The organism is Ruania zhangjianzhongii, assembly GCF_008000995.1.
Lineage (GTDB): Bacteria > Actinomycetota > Actinomycetes > Actinomycetales > Beutenbergiaceae > Ruania > Ruania zhangjianzhongii.
Genome location: NZ_CP042828.1, coordinates 3,761,315 through 3,778,360 on the forward strand (window position 1 = coordinate 3,761,315; position 17,046 = coordinate 3,778,360).

Consider the following 17,046-nt stretch of genomic DNA (forward strand, 5'->3'; position numbering starts at 1 on the left):
GTCACCTGAGCCGGGGCGCAGCGCTGAGGACCCTGCACACGCGACCACTCGAGCCCTGGCGGTTGGCGTCGGTTGACCCACTGTGCGGGCCCAGGAGAAGTGCAGCCGGCTTGCCCGGAGGAGAACAACGACGGCGGAGCCCACCGTGGCACGGTGGGCTCCGCCGTCGTTGTAGTGCTCTGGGTGAGCGGGCCCGGCGGGGCCGATCAGACTCGGCTGATCAGGCGCCAACACCCTTCCACCGCGGGAAGGCCGAGCGGCCGGCGTACTGCGCCGCGTCGTCCAGCTCGTCCTCGATCCGCAGCAGCTGGTTGTACTTGTTGATCCGCTCGCCGCGGGCTGGGGCACCGGTCTTGATCTGGCCGGCGTTCACTGCCACGGACAGATCGGCGATCGTGGTGTCCTCGGTCTCCCCGGAACGGTGCGAGACCATCGCGGTGAAGCCGGCGCGCTGGGCCATCGTGACCGCTTCCAGCGTCTCGGTGAGGGTGCCGATCTGGTTCAGCTTGACCAGCAGCGAGTTGGCCGCGCCGAGCTCGATGCCCTTAGCCAGGCGCTCCGGGTTGGTGACGAACAGGTCGTCGCCGACGATCTGCACCTTGTCCCCGATCTTGCCGACCAGCTCGGCCCAGGAGTCCCACTCGTCCTCGGACAGCGGGTCCTCGATGGAGACCAGCGGGTAGTCCGTGACCAGGGTCTCGTAGTAGGAGATCAGCTCCGAACCGGAGAGCGACTTGCCCTCGAACTGGTAGGCGCCGTCGGAGAAGAACTCGGTGGCGGCCACGTCCAGCGCGAGTGCCACCTGCTCGCCGGGGGTGTAGCCGGCCCTCTCGATGGACTCCATGATCAGGTCGAGTGCGGCCCGGTTGCTGTCCAGGTTCGGCGCGAAGCCACCTTCGTCGCCCAGGCCGGTGGCCAGGCCGCGCTCCTTGAGCACGCTCTTGAGTGCGTGGTAGACCTCGGTACCCCAGCGCAGCGCCTCCTTGAAGGACTGGGCACCGATCGGAACGACCATGAACTCCTGGACGTCCACGTTGGAGTCGGCGTGCGAGCCTCCGTTGAGGATGTTCATCATCGGCACCGGCAGCAGGTGCGCGTTCGGGCCGCCGACGTAGCGGAACAGGGAGAGGTCGGCGCTCTCGGCGGCGGCGCGGGCCGCGGCCAGGGAGACGCCGAGGAGGGCGTTGGCGCCGAGCTTGCCCTTGTTCGGGCTGCCGTCCAGGTCGATCAGGGTCTGGTCCAGGTGCCGCTGGTCGGCGGCGTCCAGGCCGAGGATCTCCGGGGCGATGGTCTCGGTGATGGCGGAGACGGCGTTCTCCACGCCCTTGCCGAGGTAGCGCGACTTGTCTCCGTCGCGGCGCTCGACGGCTTCGAACGCACCGGTGGATGCGCCGGAGGGAACGGCTGCCCGGGCGAACGACCCGTCGTCCAGGGCGAGCTCGACCTCTACGGTCGGGTTGCCGCGAGAGTCGAGGATCTCGCGTGCTCCGACGGCCTCGATTGTGGCCACATTGACTCCTTCATGAGAGTGCATCATCTTCAGTTTCCGCGGTCCACTGTAGTGGGGCGGGGGTGTCGGGCTCGCCGGGGAGCAGGTGACGAGACAGTGACGATCCGGGGCGGCCTCCTGCGTGGCGGTTGCCGGGGTGCGCAGGCAGCGGTTGCCGGGGTGCGCAGGCAGCGGTTGCCGGCGGGACGGGTGCAGCGGTTGCCGGGCTGACGGAGGTAGGTTGCGGGATCGGAGTCAGGGTAGAAGCCCACTCCGATCGTCAAGGTTGCCTCCGTCAGGATCGGGCGGCCTCAGCGGCGTGCACTGTGGCCTCCACGTCGCGGATTCGGGAGCGCAGCGCTGCCTCGGCATCGATACCCTCGGTGCGGGCACGGCGGACGGCGGCGAGCAGGTCGTCGGCGACGGAGCCGACAGGGCCAGTCGGGTGCGGGTGCGGGACCGGGTCCGCCGCCGCGCCAGCCAGCGTCGTGGCCGTCGGGGCGGGGTGGGGGCCCGGGTCTGGCTCCGGGTCTGGGTCCGACGACGCTCGGTCAGCCGCCACCGGATGCAGGTCGATACCGGCACGCTCCGCGCGGGAAAGCACCTTCTGTGCACGTGCCAGTGCGGGCAGCGCGGCTGGGATGCCCTCCAGCACGGAGCTGCGCGGCTTCTCGGTGGCCTTGATCTCGTCCCAGCGCTGGTTCACCTCGTCCGGCGTGCTGGCGGCCCCGTCGGCGAACACGTGCGGGTGCCGCCGGACCAGCTTGGCGATCAGAGTGGCGGCCACGTCGTCGATGTCGAACGGTGCGCCGAGGGTTCCCTCGGTACCCACTCGGGCGTGGAAGAGCACCTGCAGCAGCAGATCACCGAGCTCCTCCACCAGCGCGTCCCGGTCACCGGTCTCAGCGACCTCGGCCAGCTCATGCGCCTCTTCCACGGCGTAGGGTGCCAGCGAGGCGTGCGTCTGTTCGGCGTCCCACGGGCAGCCACCCGGTGAGCGGAGCCGGTCCATCACGGCGACGGCGTCCAGCAGGGTGCGTCCTGCCGGTTCGGCTGGCGAGGTGGTCACGTTGGACACGGTGGCTCAGCCGAGCGGTTGCTCGGTCTCGTCGGTCGGGGCGAGGATCCACTCCGGCGTGATCGGCGCGATGAAGCTGCCGCCGGCGGCCTCCGGGTCCCACTCTCCGTAGCGGGGTGAGAGCTCCACATCGAGCTCATTGATCCGCTCGGTCAGGTCAGCGGAGACCTGCTGGGGGTCCACGCTGCCACCGTTGAGTACCTCGACGACGATCTGCATCCTGGCCACCTCAACGGCACCGTCCGGGTACTCCTCCGGCGGCGTCACCTGCGCCTGCTCGGCCCGGTCGTCCAGGTACTGCACGGCGTCATCCACGGAGGCGCCGATGCCGTGATCGGCGGCAACGTCCAGCAGCACCGGCGCTTGGATCATCGGCGCGAGCATCGCGGCCGGGCTGAGCCGGTCCTGCAGCAGCGGCTGCCAGATCTCCACGGTCTGCGCCACGTCGTTCTCGGAGATCCGCTGACCGTCCACCACGGCGGCCGCACCGGGCTGGCCCGAGCAGGCCGTCAGCGCGAGCCCTGCTGCGGTCAGAGACGCTGCGATACCGAGCAGTCGAGACTTACGTGCCACCGATGGACCCTTCGCCGATGCGATCGTTGCTGGCACCATGGTAGGCGAGGACGCCGATGGTGATGCGCAGCTGCAGCTCCGAGGCACCAGGTAGCGATGCGCAGCCGTGCCTACGCGGTGCCGGATAGGCCCGTTCCACAGTAGTGCCAGGGCCTCATCGAGTCGGGACGGATCCGGACATCGTGGCACCGACGAGGCCGCGCGGGAGCACCTGTTCTATTTAGGCCTGTCCGCATTGCCTATTCAGTAGGCGACAATACTCCTGGTGGTCGATAGGGTGTGAGCAACGGACGAGTCGAACAGGAGGCATCGATGCCCGGCACTGAGCACAGCAGCCGGCTGAGCGTGAGCCTGACTGAGCTGAACACCGGCTCCGATGCACCGGAGATCCTCCCCGAGGGCCAGGAATGGCCGGACCGCCGAGCGTTGATCGAGAGCGTGTGGCGGGACTTCATCGGCGTCCTCGATGAACCGGGAACCGGCGATCTCACCGTGCGGGAGAAGTCTCGTGAGGACGGTGAAGCCTTCGAACGGTGGTCCGTGCAGATCGACGGCGGCGACATCGGTCCGATACCGGCGCACCTGCTGGTTCCGGATGGTGCCCTGACCGCGGCCACCGGCACCATCCCGGCGCCCGCGATGATCGCCTGCCACCCCACGAACCCGGACGGCCAGGCAGCCATCACCACCGAGTCCGGCGAGGGCCGCCGGCCGTATGGGCTGGAGCTCGCCCGGCGCGGGTACGTGGTGATCGCACCGGACTGTCTGAGCGCCGGTGAGCGGATCTACGACGGCCACAAGGCGTATCGGACCAGCCCGTTCTACCGCGAACATCCGGACCGCACCATCGTGGCGCGCAACATCTCCGACCATCAGAGTGCACTGAATGCGCTGTGCCAGCTACCGTTCGTCGATGCCGACCGGATCGGGGCGATCGGGCACTCGTTGGGCGGCTACAACGCCTACTTTCTGGCTGGCCTCGACCCGCGCGTGCGCGCGGTGGTGAGCTCCTGCGGATTCGGCCCGTTTCGCCACGATCCGCGCCCCGGCCGCTGGGGCCGGCGGGACTGGTACACGCACCTCCCGGCGATCACCGACGAATTGGAGCAGGGCCGGGTGCCGTTCGACTTCGGCCAGATCGCTGCACTGGTGGCCCCGCGCCCGTTCTTCCACTACTTCGGGCAGACGGATGCGATCTTCCCGCACTGGCAGGCCATCAGCGAAGCCCTGCAGGGCATCCGGCAGCTCTACGACTCCCTCGGTCACGTGCAACGGTTCGAGATGCTGATGGGCGGTGGATCGCACGACTTTCCGGCCGAGATTCGGCAGCTGTCCTATCAGTTCCTGGACCACTGGCTGGATGCGAGCGACCCCTCGGGGGCCTCGGCGTCAGTCGGCGACGGCTAGGACGTCGGCGGGCCGCGGCCGAGAGGGCGAGACCGGCTGCCGCCCGACGGACCGGGTAGGCCTTCGGCGGGCCGGAGTTCAGGACGAGCCGGCTGAGGTACTCACTGCCACGGCCAGGTCGGGCCGACGTCGCTCTTGGTCAGCGGGAGGGTCGTCATGTTGTGCCGGAGCGGACTGGTCTCGGCGTACCTGTAGGTGCCGTCAGCCTGCTCCATCAGGCCCGGATCGGCGACCTCGATGCCGGGGACGTCGCCGAGCTCGTCGACATTGCCGCCGAAGAACAGATTGCCCTGGTAGACGTCGCCGACGGGCGGGTCGATCTCCTCGATCAATGAGATCGGGGAGGCGTCGTCGCCGAGGATGGCGTTCTCCCGGTAGGTGACGTTCTCGACCGGGACGTCGATCCCGTTCTCCGGGTCGTAGAGCTTCCCGACGACGACGGACCGGTAGTTCTCGATGAACGTGTTGTTCTCGACGACCACATCCTTGGTCGGGTAATAGCTACCGACACCGGGACCGTTGTCGGCGTTGCCCTCGAACAGCTCCAAGGCTCCCCGACCACTCTGGCTGCATCCCTGGACGTAGTTCTGCCGGATCACGTGGCCCTCACCGATCATCAGCATCCCGCCGGTGTAGAACCCCTCCTGCTCCTCGAGACCGGGGAGGATGAAGTTCCGTTCGACGGTGTTGAAGCTTCCCGACCGGCTGCAGATGGAGCCCGATGCTCGCCGGAAGGTGTTGTCCCGGATGGTGCTGTTGCTGCACTTCAGGCTGACGATCCGGCCTCGGCCCTGCATGTCCTCGAAGAGATTCTGTTCGATCACCGAGCTGCCATCGGTCAGCGAGTCGGTCTTGTCCAGGGTGATGGCCACCGACCCCGCGCTGTAGGGGGTGTCGACGACGTTGCCGAAGTAATTGTTGTCTACCTGGAAGTAGCTCGCCTGTTCGTCGAAGCCTCGACCGACGATCACCTTGGAGCGACTCGTCTTGCCGAGGAATGCGCAGTGGTCGACCCGGTTGTGCTGACCCCACAGACTGACCCAGATATCCGTACCTTCCGGAGCAGGCGCCAGCTCCTTGTTGAAGGCGTCGACGACCACATTGGTGAGGCGGCAGTGGTTGGCGTAGGTCACGCCCGGAGTCTCCTTGCCGTCGTCCCCGGCATCGCCGAAGCCGATCACCTGCTGCGTCTGCAGCGGAGCCGCCCCGTCCCGGAAGGTCAGGCCGTCGACCACCAGATGGTCGCCGACGATCTGCAGGTACGACTCCCCGGAGATGATCACCTGGCCGGCGGACTCGGCGCGCAAGGTGATCGGCGAGCTCGCGCTGCCGGTGGCCCGGAACGCGACCTTGATGTCCCGCCAGGTACCGTTCTTCATCGCGATCGTCTCGCCCGGGAGCGCTGCTGCGATCGCCGCCTCGAGCTCCGCCGGAGTTCCGACCAGAACCGTCCGCGCGGCCTGAGCGGGGGTGGCATCCAGGCCGGCGATGCCGATACCTCCGGCGCCGGCCATCGCCAGGAATCCTCTCCGCGACCAACGAGGGGACCGGACCGGAAGATCGGACTCTTCTGCAGTGGCGTGCGACATGCCTTCTCCCTTGATGAGCTGATGAGCACGGACAGGTGAGGGCGCCCGCTTACGCTGCGCCGTCGTCGACCCAGATGTCCTTGAAGTAGTAGCGCTCGGACTGGGTGTGCAGCTCCAGACCCTGCACGCGCGGCTGGGCCACCATCACTGCTGACCCCCAGAACACCGGGATGGAGACCTCGGACTCCTCTCGCAGCGTTGCCGCCTCAGCGAGGATCGCGTTCTGCTCCGCCACGACGGCGGTCTCGCTAGCGTCCGCGACGCGTTCGGCGTAGGCCTGTGCTTCTGGGGCAGACTCGGTGGCCAGGATCTCCTCGAGCTGGTCGTTCCGGTCGGTCAGGCTGAGGTCGGAGTTCTGGTTCACCTCCAGGTACTGCGCGTACCCGTCGGCATTGAGTGCGAACTCCCGGGTGAAGGTCGGGTTCCAGAGCTGCTGGACCTGGTGGGACCAGGTGCTGAGTCCACCGAATGAGCCATACCAGAAGCCGACGTAGTCCTCCTCGTGCAGCTCGGCCCGGCGCTCGACGTAGACACCGGCCTCCACCACGTCCTTGTTCACGGTGATCCCGAGGTTGGTCTGCCAGGTGTCCACCATCGCGTCCAGCTCCGGAAAGTCAGCGGCCGCAAGCAGGTTGATGGTCGGCAGGCCCTCGCCGTCGGGGTAGCCGGCTTCGGCGAGCAGCCGCTGGCCCTCCGCGACGGCCTCCTCACCCCACATCTGGTCGTGGGCGGCGATGCTCTCGTCCCAACCGGGCACCAGTGGGGAGACCAGCGTGGATGCCGGCTGGTTCGTCTCGCTGATCCCGGCGATCTCCTCGCGGCCCAGACCCAGGCTCAGCGCGCTGCGTATCTGCGGGTCCTCCAGCACAGTGTTCCGGCTGCGCAGGAGGGTGAGGTAGTGAGTACTGGAGTTCTCCAGCACGTACAACTGGTCGGCCAACTCCGGGTCATTGATGAACGTGGCGATCTGTGCGGGTTCACTCAGATCTTGAATGTCCACTTCGCCGTTCTCGTACGGCACGGTGGTGTTGATCGACCCCTGCTCGATCAGCTGGACGTCGATGCTGTCCAGGGCGACGTTCTCGGCGTCCCAGTACTCCTCGTTGCGCTCCAGGCGCATGCTCGAGTTGGCGACCCAGTCGGTCAGGTTGTACGGCCCGTTGCCGACCCAGTTCTCCGGCTGCTGCCAGTCGTCCTCACTCTCGACCGCCTCGGGGTACAGCGGGAGCAGCGAGGGGTGGGTCAGCCCCATCAGGAAGCCGGGGTTGGGGGCTTCCAGGGTGAACTCCAGCGTGGACTCATCGATCGCTTTCACTCCGACCTCGTCGAAGTCCTCCACCTCCCCGGAGTTGAACGCGGTGGCATTCTCAATGCCCATCCTCGCCTGGTAGGTGGTCTGCTGGACGCCCGGGCCACCAGCGCCGCGGTCCGGGTCGAGCAGGCGTTCGTAGGTCCAGGTGAAATCGTCGGCGGTGACCGGCTCGCCGTTGGACCAGGAGGCCTCGGGGTTGAGGTGGAAGGTGTAGGTCATCCCGTCCTCGCTGACCTCCCACTCCTGCGCCACCCCCGGACGCACATCGGTGCCGTCCAAGGTCTGCAGCACCAGCCCCTCCAACACGCCTTGCTGCAGCAGCCACATCCCGAAACTGACCGTATGGGGATCGATGTGGGCGAAGTTCTCCGACTGGATGGTGATGTGCCCACCGCTGCTGGCGCCGCCGTCGCCCTCACCGTCGGTAGCCCCGCCCCCGAACAGGTTGCACCCAGCCAGCACCAACGCGGCCGAGACTGTCAGGGCCGCTGCACCGGCCCGTCGACGAGGTGCGGTGCGCCCCCTGGCTCCAGCTGCCATCGATTCCTCCTCGAAACGATCCCTACCATTTTATACTGTCCATAATACGGATAGTTTCTTGACCTTATATGGCTGCGCAAACGGGCGTCAATGCCTGCGCCGCAGGCGCCGGATGATCGGTGAAACTCCGCGCACCACTGCGCTCGCGCAGTGACCGAATCGCCCGACGGCAGAGCTCGCCGCCCTCGCGGCCGGTACGAGGGACCGCCAATTTGAGCTGTGCACATTTCGCCCTAGCACTCCGGCCCTACTGGCGGCGCGGCACGCTCCCGAACGCTAGGCTCAAGTCTTCGAGATCACCAGGAGGGCAGATGAGCAGGCAGCGCAGCGGACCTGCACTGGAGGACGTCACCGTCGGAGTGGTCGGTGCAGACAACTTCCTGCACCGGGTCGCCGACGTCGCTCGTGCCGAGGTGCGCGCGCCGTACCGATTGGTGACCGCATCCGAGGCGGGCGCCAGCGGCGCGCAGGGGCAGGCGGTGCGGATCGCCAAGAGCGTGGACGTGCTGCTCTTCTCCGGACCGCTGCCCTATGACGTCGCCATGGCCGGCGAGCCGCTGCCGGTACCGGCGACCTTCGTCCCGCTCGGCGGGGTTGCGCTACCGACCGCTCTGCTGCGCGGCGCCCTGACCGGCACTGTCGACACCAGGCGCCTCAGCATCGACTCGGTCAACACCCGGGAAGTGCGCGAGACCTACGCAGAGCTCGAGCTGCCGATGGACGCCGTGCACGTGATCGAGTACCACGAGTCGGTCTCGGAGAAGGAGTTCTTCGAGTTCCATCTGGAGCATTATCGGGCCGGGCGGACCAGTGGCGTCATCACCACCGTGCCGACGGTCGCGGAGTGGTTGACCGCGGAGGACATCCCGAACCTGACGATGGCACCTGCGCCACTGACCCTGCGCAACGCGCTGCGCACGGCACGGCTGCTGGCCAGCGGCGCGCGGATGGACGACTCCCGGATCGCGATCGTGATCGTCCGGCTGCCTGCGACGGCTCTGCCCAACCGGACCAGCTCCAGCAACTACTGGTTCCAGGAGCTCAAGCTCTTCCTGCACCGCACCCTGCTGCACGAGGCCCGCCGGATGGATGCCGCGGTGCTGCAGCGCGATGAGCAGAGCTATCTGGTGATCACGACGATGGGCTCACTGCGTGCCGGAACCGACGACCTGCGTCGGGCACCGTTCCTGGCCAAGGTCTCCGCGGACCTGGGCATCGACACCGAGGTCGGGATCGGGCTCGGGCGCACCACCCTGCAGGCGGAGGAGAACGCTCAGGACGCGCTGAACCTCTCCGCCGAGCGCCCCGGCGACCGCGCGTACCTGATCGGCGGGCCGGGCGGACCGATCTCCCTGTCGGCGTTTCCCGATCACGATCCCGACACGCTCGCCCCGCCGGTCCCGGACCAGAAGAACGAGACCTTGCGGCAGATCATCGAAGCGTTGGACGCCGACGGGGACAGCAACCGCGTGGTCGACGCCGAACGGGTCGCGACCGTACAGGGCGTCACCCTGCGGACAGCCCGGCGAACCTTGCACAACCTCGTGGACGCGGGCCTCGCCTGGCCGATGCCGCCGGCCCGGCAGCAGAAGGTGGGCCGGCCACCGGTGCGCTATCAGTTGCTCGATGAACGACTCCAGGCTTCAGATTCGGCGACGCCGAAACCTAAATTCAACCTTGCCTAAATCTCCTTGAGTCGGCAGGCTTGGGGATGTGACGTCCCTCCCTGGCAACGATGCTCTGCCGCTGACCCTCTGGCCCTCCCCCGCCGACGCCGAGCAGGTGCCGTGGTCGGCGTATGCCGCCGAAGTGCTCGACCACGCCGGCTTCAGCTACGCGACCAGCACCGACCCGAGCGACCTGGCCCCTGGCGGCGTTCTCCTCCTCACCGCGGCGGTCAGCGCGCAGGAGGCTGACAGCGTGACCACCTGGGTCACCCGCGGCGGCACCGCCGTGCTCGCCACCGGCGCCGGGGTGCTGGCCGGTTCGGCCGACCTGGCCGCGTTGGCGGGGGTCAGCACCGGGCGCGGCATCGGCTCCGAGCCGGTGGAGTGCGCACCACTGTGGGCCGATCGCCCACCCACGGCACTGCGGGCCCTGGCCGGACAGGCCCTGCACGCCGAGGAGGGCGCCGAGGTGCTCGCCACCTTCGCTGACGGGTCCGCAGCGATCACCCGCCGGCGGGTGGGTGCCGGTCTCGTCTTCACCTTCGGTGTGGACCTCTGGTACACGATCGTGCGCATCCAGCAGGGCTATCCGGTCACCGCTGACGGCATCCCGGCAGCCGACGGCACAGCGCCGATCGATGATGGTCTGCTCAAGGCCGAAGATGGGATGGCGCTGGATCTGGAGACCGACCGCTCCATGCCGCCCGGGTATCCGGCCCTCACGGACGAGTACACCCACACCTACCCACCACCGGCCGCGGTGCCGATCTTCGGCCAGCCGCACGCCGACTGGTGGCGCTCCCTGCTGCTCCAGACGCTCTGGCAAGGAATCGAGCACAGCGAGGCGGCGCTCGTCTGGCTGGACTACTGGCCGGCAGGGATCGACGCGGTGGCCCATATGTCCCACGACGCCGACGGCAACGATCCTGAGGACGGCCGGGCCGCGCTCGATGCGTTCGCTGCCGCCGAGGTCGCGGTCACCTGGCACCAGGTCTTTCCCGGCGGCTACGACGGCGAGCTGTTCGAGGCGATCGCCGCGGCCGGGCACGAACATGCGCTGCACTACAACGCGATGGCCGACACCGATCTCTCCACCTGGGGCTGGCCGCAGCTACGCGCGCAGTACGCCTGGGCACAGGCGGTCACGGGCCGTGAACGGATCGTCTCGAACAAGAACCACTACACCCGCTGGCAGGGGTGGACCGAGTTCTACACCTGGTGCGAACGGGTGGGTCTGCAGATCGACTCCTCCCGCGGGCCGAGCAAACAGGGCACGGTCGGGTTTCCGTTCGGCACTGCGCACGTGTCCTACCCCCTCACCCCGGCCGGCAACGAGCGGCGGTTCCACAACGTGCTGAACCTGCCCCTGCACACCCAGGACCTGGCCTGGGCGGGACACATCGCCGTCCGTGATGTGATCCTCGACGGCGCACAGGCCCAGCACGGGGTGGCACACTTCCTGTTCCACGGACCGCACCTGAACCTGCGACCGTTGACCCGCCAGGCCTGTGTCGAGGTGGCCGCCGAAGCCCGCGGCCGGGGTATGCCCTGGTGGACCGCCGAGCAGATCAACACCTGGGAGCGCGCCCGTCGCGGCGTCCGGCTGCAGATCGAGACGGTCGACGGCGGTTGGCGGGTCAGCGCACACAGCTCAGTGGCCATGGTCGACGCGGCCCTGGTGCTCGCCCTGCCGGACTCCGTGCAGCCGGCGGACGCCGGGGCCACGGTGCGCCCTGTGCACCGGCACGGCCATGAGTTCATCGAGCTCGGCGTCAACCTGCCCGCGGGGACCAGCACCTGGCTGTTGCACCGATGACGCACAGTCCAGGGTGATCAAGCCGTGATCTGAGATGCATTGACGGACGCCCCGACGCCACATAAAGTCAGGGCACTACCCATATTTCGGACAGTCTAAAATGTCAGGGATCGTTTCGAGGAGGAATCGATGACATCCAGCAGCACCCCCAGACGACGGATTCGCGCCGCCGCCCTGACCGCATCAGCCGCGTTGGTGCTGGCCGGGTGCAACCTGTTCGGTGACGGCGGCACCGACGGCGAGGGCGAGGGCGGCGACGGCGGGGCAAGCAGCGGTGGGCACATCACCGTCCAGGCCACGAACTTCGCCCACATCGACCCGCAGTCGATCACCTTCGGCATGTGGCTGGTGCAGAAGGGGCTGCTGGAAGGATTGGTGCTGCAGACCCCCGATGGCACCGACGTCCGCCCAGCGGTCGCCCAGGAGTGGGAGGTCAGCGAGGACGGGATGACCTACACCTTCCACCTCAACCCCGAGGCCTCCTGGTCCAACGGTGAGCCGGTCACCGCCGACGACTTCGTCTGGACCTATCAGCGCCTGCTCGACCCGGACCGCGGTCCCGGTGGTGTCACCACTGAGGCCTCCTCCTACCAAGTGACGATGGGGATCGAGAACGCCGAGGCGTACAGCACCGGTGCCGAAGAGGACTTCGGGGCAGTCGGGGTGGAAGCGATCGACGAAGCCACGCTCGAGTTCACTCTAGAAGCCCCCAACCCGGGCTTCGTGATGGGGCTGACCCACCCCTCGATGCTGCCGCTGCATCCGGAAACCCTCGAAGGTGAGGGCGACTGGCAGCAGCCGGAGAACTGGGTCGGCAACGGTCCCTACAACCTGACCGACTGGGTCGCCAACTCAAGCATGCGCCTGGAGCGCAACGAGGAGTACTGGGACGCCGAGAACGTCGCCCTGGACACGATCGACGTCCAGCTGATCGAGCAAGGATCGATCAACACCACCGTGCCGTACGAGAACGGCGAAGTGGACATCCAGGCCCTCGGCGAGCCGGCCGACGTCTCCCGGTTCATGAACGACCCGGAGCTGGCCGACCAGGTGCACGTGCTGGAGAACTCCGGCACCACGTATCTGGCCCGGCTGCACAGCCAGAACACCTTGCTGGAGGACCCGCAGATCCGCAGCGCGCTGAGCCTGGGTCTGGGCCGCGAGGAGATCGCCGGGATCAGTCCGACCAGCCAGCCGGCCTCCACGCTGGTCTCCCCGCTGGTGCCGGGCTGGGACGAGAGCATCGCCGCCCACGACCAGATGTGGGGCGAGGAGGCCGTCGCGGAGGGCCAGCGTCTGCTCGCCGAAGCCGGCTACCCCGACGGCGAAGGCTTCCCCACGCTCCACCTGCTCGCCGGTTCGGACTTTCCGGAGCTGGACGCCGTCATCGACACCTGGCAGACCAACCTCGGGATCACTGTGAACAAGGACGTGGTGGAGGTCGGCGTCTACGTCGAGCGCCGGGCCGAGCTGCACGAGGAGGACTACCTCGGCTTCTGGTACGGCTCCTTCTCCGGGGTGAGTACCTGGCCCTATCAGGCCCAGCAGCTCTGGGACCCGACCTGGACCCGCGAGTACGCGCTCAGCGCCGACGGGTACCAGGAGTACCTGGAGGTCGGCCAGGACAGCAACCTGGGCGCAGTCGAGCGGAACGAGCAGCTCGAGGAGATCCTGGCGACCGAGTCTGCCCCGGAGGCTCAGGCCTATGCCGAAGGCGTCGAGGCGGCCGGTGAGACCGTTGTCGAGGAGGAGCAGCACGCGATCCTGGCGGAGGCAGCCGCCGCCCGTGAGCAGTCCCAGATCTTCATCCCGGCCACCTGGAGCTCCACGGTCATCGTGGCTCAGCCACGCGTGCAGGGCCTGGAGCTGCGGGCGCAGGCCGATCGCTACTACTTCAGGGACCTCTCGGTCGACGACGATGCGGAGTAAGCGGGCACTGATGACGAGGAGGGGACAGCCGTGATCTCCTTCATCGCCCGCCGCGTGGTGCGGATGTTCGTCTCCCTGATCGCCGTCTCCATCCTGGCCTTCACCCTGTTGCAGATGGCGCCGGGAAGCTTCGCCGACATCCAGCGCGCCACCTCCGGAGCCACCGGGATGGCCGGTGGGGACATGCAGTCGGTCGCTGGGGAGTTCTCCTCCCGCTACGGCGACGACGTCCCGGCCTGGCAGCAGTACCTGATCTTCATGCGGGGCGCACTGACCTGGAACCTCGGGCCGTCCTACCGGTACCCGGCCCAGAACGTCGAAGACCTCATTGCTCAAGGGTTCCCGATCTCGGCCACCCTGGCAGTGCTGGCGGTGCTGGTCGCGCTGACCATCGCCATCCCGGTCGGTGTGATGGCGGCGCTGCGGCAGAAGAGCCTCTGGGACACCGGGTCGATGTTCGTGCTCACCATGGGCCACGCCCTGCCGAACTACCTCACCGGGGTCTTCCTGGTGCTGATCGTCTCCGGGTGGCTGCGCATCCTGCCGGCCGCCGGCTGGTCAGGACCAGAGCATCTGGTGTTACCTGTGCTCGCCCTCGCCGTCGGACCGCTGGCGGTGCTGGCCCGCTACGTGCGCTCAGCGATGCTGGAGACGCTGCGGGAGGAGTACGTCACCGCCGCCCTGGCGAAGGGTGGTCGGTACTACGTGGTGATCATCAAGCACGTGCTGCGCAACTCCCTCGTCCCGCTGGTCACCGTCAGCGGTCCGATGCTGGCGGCACTGATGACCGGCACGGTGTTCATCGAGACGCTGTTCCGGATCCCGGGTCTGGGCCTGGCCTTCGTCCAGGCGGCGAGCAGCCGGGACATGCCGCTGCTGATGGGCACCACCTTGTTCTTCGCCGCCATCTTGATGGTGACCAACCTGATCGTCGACCTCGTGTACGGCCTTCTCGATCCGCGCGTGCGCGCAGAAAGTGGGCGGAAGCCTCGTGGCACTCGAAACCGCAGAACCGCACTCTCCGACCCCTCAACAGACGCAGAAGACGGGCGTCGGGCCGTGGTCCAGGGCGTGGACTAGGTTTCGGCGCAACCGGATCGCCGTCATCAGCCTGGTGGTGGTCCTGGTCCTGGCGCTGGTCGCGATCCTCGCACCGGTCATCGCTCCGTACGGCCACGCCGAGACGAACTACGACCAGACCCTGGCGCCGATCGGCACTGCCGGCCATTTCCTCGGCACCGACGTCCTGGGCCGGGACATCCTGTCCCGGATGATCTTCGGCTTCCGCACCGCTCTGCTGGTAGCTGTCGTCGCCGAGATCATCTCGGTCGTGTTCGCCCTGCTGGTGGGGGTGACCGCGGGGTACCGCGGCGGACGGGTCGGATCGTTCCTGATGGCGATCACCGACGTGATGTACGCCTTCCCCGGCTACCTGTTCGCGGTGCTGCTGGTCACCGTCTTCGGCCGCAGCTTCTGGGCCGTCATGCTCGCGATCGCGATCGCCGGCTGGGTCACCCAGGCGAGATTGATGCGCGCCCAGGTGATGACGCTGAAGCGACGAGACTTCGTCGAGGCAGCCATCGGGATGGGAGCGAAGGGACCTACCATCGCCACCCGGTACATCCTGCCCAACGCCATCGGTCCGCTGTTGGTCACCACGAGCTTCGCCGTCCCCGCAGCGATCACCACGGAGGCCGGGCTCTCCCTGCTCGGGATGGGCATCGCCGATATGCCTTCCTGGGGGGCGATGATCAACGAAGGGGTGCGCTACGCCACCTCGATGCCGCACATGGTCATCTCCCCCGCTCTTGCCTTCGCGATCACCCTGCTGGCCTTCACCTGGATCGGCGACGGGATCCGCGACGCTTTCGATGTCACCCAGGAGGAAGGATGACTCAGCAGTCCCCCCAGCCCACCACGGAGCAGACCGCGCAGCCGTTGTTGCAGGTGCGCGGGTTGCGCACCGGGTTCCGCCGGCCCGATGGCAGCACCTTCGTTGCCGCCGACGGCGTGAGCTTCAGTCTGGAGGAGGGCCGCGCCCTGGCGATCGTGGGTGAGTCGGGCAGCGGTAAGTCGGTCACCGTCCGCTCGCTGCTGCGCCTGCTCCCGAAGACCGCGTCGATCCTCGATGGTGAGGTGCTCTACCGCGGTCAGGACCTGGTCACCACCGCCCCGAGCAAGCTCCGCCGGGTCCGGGGCCAGGAGATCGGCATGGTTTTCCAGAACGCGATGGAGGCGCTGAACCCGACGATCCCGGTGATCAAGCAGCTCGCCGAAGCCCTCACCTGGCACGACCTCTGCTCCCGGCGGGAGGCCCGCCGTCGTGCCGTACAGGTGCTGGAGGAGGTGGGCATCCCCGATGCGGCCCATCGGGCCTCGATGTACCCGTTCCAGTTCTCCGGTGGCATGCGCCAGCGGGCGATGATCGCGATGGCGATCATCAGCTCCCCCCGGCTGGTGATCGCCGACGAGCCCACCACAGCTCTCGACGTCACCGTCCAGGCGCAGGTCCTGGACCTCCTGGCGCAGATCAAGGAGCAGGGCACCGGGATGATCATGGTCACCCACGACCTGGGCGTGGCCCGGCGGTTCTGCGACGACGTGATCGTGATGCACCAGAGCACAGTGGTCGAGTCCGGCACGATCCAGGAAGTGCTGGACGACCCCCAGGACCCCTACACCCAGATGCTGCTCGCGGCCACTCTCGAGACCGGCCGCACCACCCGCCACGTGCCGATCCAGGCAGTCCCGGAGGGGTCTGGCCCGGGCGCCGAGGACGCCGGTAGCGATCCCGGCACCGGTAGCGCACCGCCACCGGGCCAGAGCGCCGGCGGGGCGGGCCTGACGGCCGGCAGCGCCCGACGGCCGTCCTCCGCGCAGCCGATCATCATCGCGAAGAACCTGCACAAGACCTTCCACACCTCCGGCGGTGAGATACCCGCCGTGCAGGACGTCAGCCTGCAGATCAAGCCGGGAAGCACCCTGGGGCTCGTCGGCGAGAGCGGGAGTGGCAAGTCCACGGTCGCCCGGCTGGTGATGGGCCTGTATGAACCGGACGAGGGTTCGGTGCACCTGGATGGGGTCGATGTGCACTCCAAAGCGGCGCACGAGCACCGGAACCGCATGCAGATGGTCTTCCAGAACCCGCACGGCTCGCTCATCCCGCAGTACACCGCCGGCACGAACATCACCGAGGCACTGCGGCTGCAGAAGATCGGCACCAAGTCCGAACGCATCGAACGTGCAGCGGAGCTGTTGCGCCTGGTGGGCCTGTCCCCGGACGACGCCCAGCGCTATCCCCAGCAGTTCAGTGGCGGCCAGCAGCAGCGCATCGCCATCGCTCGGGCCTTGGCGCCGGAGCCTGAGGTGCTGGTCTGCGACGAGCCGACGTCCTCTCTCGACGTGTCCATCCAGGCGCAGATCCTGGACCTGCTGGAAGAGATCCAGTCCCGGCTCGGTGTCGCCTACCTGCTGATCTCGCACAACCTGGCAGTGGTGGAGAAGATGTCCGACACCGTGTCCGTGATGCGCCACGGCAAGATCGTCGAGCACGGCGACCGGGACGAGGTCTTCGCCAACCCCCAGCACCCCTACACCCATCAGCTGCTCGACGCGATCCTGCCGGTCCGGGCCGCAGCCTGAGCGA

Annotated in this window: 12 protein-coding genes; 7 read left to right on the forward strand and 5 right to left on the reverse strand. The window is 67.9% G+C overall.

Features of this window, described 5'->3' with window-relative positions:
- Nucleotides 1-220: 220 nt before the first annotated feature.
- From eno to FU260_RS17510, 3 genes are all read right to left on the reverse strand, one after another.
- Nucleotides 221-1,510 carry a phosphopyruvate hydratase gene (gene eno / locus FU260_RS17500; RefSeq protein ID WP_147918205.1) on the reverse strand — a complete coding sequence of 430 codons (1,290 nt, stop codon included), beginning with the start codon at nucleotides 1,508-1,510 and terminating at the stop codon, nucleotides 221-223.
- A gap of 274 nt (nucleotides 1,511-1,784) precedes the next feature.
- Complete coding sequence (locus FU260_RS17505) at nucleotides 1,785-2,558, reverse strand: nucleoside triphosphate pyrophosphohydrolase (RefSeq protein ID WP_235912283.1); 774 nt, start codon at nucleotides 2,556-2,558, stop codon at nucleotides 1,785-1,787.
- A gap of 15 nt (nucleotides 2,559-2,573) precedes the next feature.
- Nucleotides 2,574-3,140 carry a SurA N-terminal domain-containing protein gene (locus FU260_RS17510; RefSeq protein ID WP_147918206.1) on the reverse strand — a complete coding sequence of 189 codons (567 nt, stop codon included), beginning with the start codon at nucleotides 3,138-3,140 and terminating at the stop codon, nucleotides 2,574-2,576.
- A 312-nt stretch (nucleotides 3,141-3,452) separates the two neighbouring features.
- Here FU260_RS17510 and FU260_RS17515 point away from each other — a divergent pair, with 312 nt between their 5' ends.
- Nucleotides 3,453-4,547 carry a dienelactone hydrolase family protein gene (locus FU260_RS17515; protein WP_147918207.1) on the forward strand — a complete coding sequence of 365 codons (1,095 nt, stop codon included), beginning with the start codon at nucleotides 3,453-3,455 and terminating at the stop codon, nucleotides 4,545-4,547.
- Between the two features lie 101 nt (nucleotides 4,548-4,648).
- Here the strand turns inward: FU260_RS17515 and FU260_RS17520 are convergent, their stop codons facing one another.
- Nucleotides 4,649-6,061, reverse strand: a complete 1,413-nt coding sequence (locus FU260_RS17520; protein WP_168211832.1) for a polysaccharide lyase 6 family protein — start codon at nucleotides 6,059-6,061, stop codon at nucleotides 4,649-4,651.
- Nucleotides 6,062-6,185: 124 nt separating this feature from the next.
- A complete protein-coding gene (locus FU260_RS17525) occupies nucleotides 6,186-7,988 on the reverse strand; it encodes a peptide ABC transporter substrate-binding protein (RefSeq protein ID WP_147918209.1) in 1,803 nt (600 codons plus the stop codon).
- 311 nt (nucleotides 7,989-8,299) lie between these two features.
- Between FU260_RS17525 and FU260_RS17530 the strand changes: the two genes are divergently transcribed.
- The 6 genes from FU260_RS17530 (at nucleotide 8,300) to FU260_RS17555 (ending at nucleotide 17,042) form a co-directional block, all read left to right on the forward strand.
- Entirely contained in the window at nucleotides 8,300-9,673 is a 1,374-nt protein-coding gene (locus FU260_RS17530) for a hypothetical protein (RefSeq protein WP_147918210.1), read from the forward strand.
- Nucleotides 9,674-9,701: 28 nt separating this feature from the next.
- Entirely contained in the window at nucleotides 9,702-11,471 is a 1,770-nt protein-coding gene (locus FU260_RS17535; RefSeq protein WP_235912282.1) for a polysaccharide deacetylase family protein, read from the forward strand.
- Nucleotides 11,472-11,600: 129 nt separating this feature from the next.
- The gene (locus FU260_RS17540; protein WP_147918211.1) at nucleotides 11,601-13,400 is read left to right on the forward strand and encodes a peptide ABC transporter substrate-binding protein; all 1,800 of its coding nucleotides are present in this window, start codon (nucleotides 11,601-11,603) and stop codon (nucleotides 13,398-13,400) included.
- A 30-nt stretch (nucleotides 13,401-13,430) separates the two neighbouring features.
- On the forward strand, nucleotides 13,431-14,480 hold the full coding sequence (locus tag FU260_RS17545) for an ABC transporter permease (protein WP_235912281.1): 1,050 nt from the start codon (nucleotides 13,431-13,433) through the stop codon (nucleotides 14,478-14,480).
- Nucleotides 14,481-14,514: 34 nt separating this feature from the next.
- Entirely contained in the window at nucleotides 14,515-15,294 is a 780-nt protein-coding gene (locus tag FU260_RS17550) for an ABC transporter permease (protein WP_235912280.1), read from the forward strand.
- Nucleotides 15,291-17,042, forward strand: a complete 1,752-nt coding sequence (locus FU260_RS17555; RefSeq protein ID WP_147918213.1) for a dipeptide ABC transporter ATP-binding protein — start codon at nucleotides 15,291-15,293, stop codon at nucleotides 17,040-17,042. Before FU260_RS17550 ends, FU260_RS17555 begins: the two co-directional genes overlap by 4 nt.
- Nucleotides 17,043-17,046: the final 4 nt, after the last annotated feature.